This is a genomic window from Draconibacterium sp. (genome assembly GCF_041583095.1).
Classification (GTDB): domain Bacteria; phylum Bacteroidota; class Bacteroidia; order Bacteroidales; family Prolixibacteraceae; genus Draconibacterium.
The window spans coordinates 1-2,955 of the sequence record NZ_JBFHGM010000411.1 but is presented as its reverse complement, the minus strand read 5'-3'; the positions used below and the strand labels follow the sequence as shown (position 1 = coordinate 2,955).

4 protein-coding genes are annotated in these 2,955 nt (G+C 44.0%); 1 reads left to right on the top strand and 3 read right to left on the bottom strand.

Going from position 1 to position 2,955, the window contains the following annotated elements:
- On the top strand, positions 1–1,111 hold a 1,111-nt coding region (locus ABZB17_RS21925), incomplete at its 5' end, for a DUF1080 domain-containing protein (RefSeq protein ID WP_372653700.1).
- Between the two features lie 107 nt (positions 1,112–1,218).
- Here ABZB17_RS21925 and ABZB17_RS21920 read toward each other — a convergent pair.
- From ABZB17_RS21920 to ABZB17_RS21910, 3 genes are all read right to left on the bottom strand, one after another.
- Positions 1,219–1,461 carry a YkoF family thiamine/hydroxymethylpyrimidine-binding protein gene (locus tag ABZB17_RS21920; protein WP_372653698.1) on the bottom strand — a complete coding sequence of 81 codons (243 nt, stop codon included), beginning with the start codon at positions 1,459–1,461 and terminating at the stop codon, positions 1,219–1,221.
- A gap of 2 nt (positions 1,462–1,463) precedes the next feature.
- Positions 1,464–2,108 carry a class I SAM-dependent methyltransferase gene (locus tag ABZB17_RS21915; protein WP_372653695.1) on the bottom strand — a complete coding sequence of 215 codons (645 nt, stop codon included), beginning with the start codon at positions 2,106–2,108 and terminating at the stop codon, positions 1,464–1,466.
- Positions 2,109–2,413: 305 nt separating this feature from the next.
- Positions 2,414–2,955, bottom strand: a 542-nt coding sequence (locus ABZB17_RS21910; RefSeq protein ID WP_372653693.1) for a PhnA domain-containing protein, incomplete at its 5' end; no start/stop codon positions are given.

Sequence of the window (2,955 nt, the reverse complement as noted above, 5' to 3'; positions counted from 1 at the left end):
GGAAGCAGCAAACATTAAAATGCGCGAAAACTGGAGCGTTAAAGATGGAATGATCATTTTTAACGGACACGGTGCGAACCTGGTTTCTAAAAAGATCTACAAAGATTTTGATATGATCGTTGACTGGCGCATTAGCAAAAAAGGCGACAGCGGCATCTACCTGCGTGGAACACCGCAAGTGCAGATATGGGATACATCGCGTGTTGAGGTGGGTGCCCAGGTAGGCTCGGGAGGTTTGTACAACAACAATCCCGACAATGTGCGCGATCCTCTGCTGGTAGCCGACAATCCCATCGATGAATGGAACACCTTCCGTATTACCATGGTTGGCGAGAATGTAACGGTTTACCTGAATGGAGAACTGGTAGTTGACAATGTAAAAATGGATAATTACTGGGACCGCAGCATTCCGATTTTTAGTGAAGGAACCATCGAACTGCAGGCACACGGTAACGAACTGGCTTTCCGCGATGTGTATGTGCGTGAAATTAATACCGACGAAATTGGCTTAACACAGGAAGAAATTGACGAAGGATTTGTTTCGCTTTTCAACGGTAAAAACCTCGATGGCTGGCAGGGAAATCTTACCGATTATTATGCCGAGAATGGCGAGCTGGTTGTAAATCCGAAAGCGGGTGGCCACGGTAACCTGTACACCGAAAATGAATACAGCGACTTTGTCTTCCGTTTTGAGTTCAAACTCACACCCGGTGCTAACAACGGACTGGGAATTCGTACTCCGCTTGAAGGCGATGCGGCTTATGTGGGAATGGAATTGCAAATTCTGGATAACACGGCACCTATTTATGCCAACCTGCACGAATATCAATACCACGGATCGGTTTACGGAACAATTCCGGCTAAGCGCGGCTTTTTAAATCCGGTTGGTGATTGGAATACGCAGGAAGTGGTGGTGAAAGGAACTAAAATAAAAATCACTTTGAACGGCGAAGTGATTCTTGATGGTGATATTGCCGATGCCCGTAAAAACGGTACACCGGATGGAAAAGATCATCCGGGCTTGCAACGCGATAAAGGCTACATCGGATTTCTGGGCCACGGCTCCGAATTGTGGTTCCGAAATATCCGGATTAAAGATTTAAGCGAATAAGCGATTCAAAAAAATAATTAGTGATGGTCTCACTTCGAGTGAGGCTATCGCTCGACTTTCTAATTATTGAGCAGGTGAACCTTTAGTCACCTGCTCAATATCCGGAGCTACACAGGGCAGCAATTTGAAATCTTCAGGTTAAAAACAGCCGGACTTTCTGCAAAAACATGATCCATTGCCTGAGTTAAGGCTTTCATAATCTCAGCTAACTCGCCGGTAATTATACTGCTCATTTTGCCGGGCTCCACTTCAATGGTTTGGTTGTTTTCCAGAAGTGACAAAAAAGTATCTACCGGTTTTTCAAAATCGTCACTCAGTGGGTAAAGACTTATTTCAACAGCAACTTGCATGATTATTTGTTTTTCTGAACCAGCGCTACCATAAAAGCCGGTTCGTGATTATCTTTCTCAGCAGTTCGGTCCATCACTTTGAAATCGGGAGCAAAATGCACTCCTGACGTAAGCTCCGGCGTTCCGAACTTCTGTAAATCTTTTTCTAAACTTTCAGGAACGTAGAATGCTGCATTTTTGAATACCGGATCGTTAGCCGCATTTTTTGCCAGTTGCGAGTTTCCATTCAGGCAAGCCAGTAATAAATACCCTCCCGGTTTTAAAACACGATAGATTTCGTTCAAAACCACTTCTTTGCTATTTACAAACTCCATCATTGTTACCGAAGCCACTACATCAAAACTTTCGTTTTTAAATGGCAGTTCTTCGGCATCGGCCTTTAAAATATCGGCATCCAGGTTTTTCTCAATAGCCTGACGCAACATCGCATCCGAAATATCGGTGGCAATAACATCAAACCCCATGTTTACAAAGAGCTCAGTCCAGTGACCGGTGCCACAACCCAGCTCCAGTATTCTCCCTTTCGGCAATTTTTTCAGCGCATTGGCAATAAGCTTTTCTTCTATTACATCAATTTCTTTCCCGGCCGGAGTTTGATAGTAGGCATCGTAGTCGCCCGCTACTTCTTCTTTTATAAAAACATTCATTGTTATCTTTTTTGGCTTTAAAAAGTGATATGATCATCACTAAAATCGATTTAAGAAAATAACGTACAAACAAAAATAATCATGAGTTTTCACCCCTCCAAACCTCTCCGCCAGCTGGCGGAAGACTTAAGTCCCCTACAGGGGATTTAGGGGTGAGACATGGTATAGTTCCCTACAAAATGAAAATCACCTTTAATAAGAAATGCTTTTGAGATAGTCTCATAATCTGCCTCTAAAACAAAGATGCCATCTTTCTACAAAACGTAAATAAAGATGGCATCTTTTCTTATTGGAATAAATTCTTTCTAATTCTTCTTCACATATTGAGTAAGAATAACAATCTGCTGGCCATTTACTTTCCCTTCAATATGTTCCGGGTTATCGTGTACCAGCGAAATATTACGAACGGCCGTTCCGCGTTTCGCAGTAAATCCTCCACCTTTTACGTTCAGGTCTTTAATCAATACGACTGTATCACCGGCCTGTAAAACAGCGCCGTTACTGTCGAGGTGTCTTACCACATCATCCGGATCAATTCCTTCGCCGGTTGCCTCTGCCCACTCCTTGGTTTCTTCGTCGAGGTAAAGCATATCGAGCAGGTCTTGCGGCCAGCCTTCAGCTTTTAGTCGGTTTAACATTCTCCAGGCTACCACCTGAACAGCAGGTACAGTGCTCCACATACTGTCGTTCAAACAGCGCCAGTGGTTGGCATCCATCGTCTCCGGCTCGTTGATCTGACCCGAGCAGGTTGCACAAATATAAATACTGTCGTTTTCGCTTTCCTGTGTTGCCGGCGGTACGGTAAAAACACCCAGGTTATCTTCCGATCCGCATAATTCACAAACCG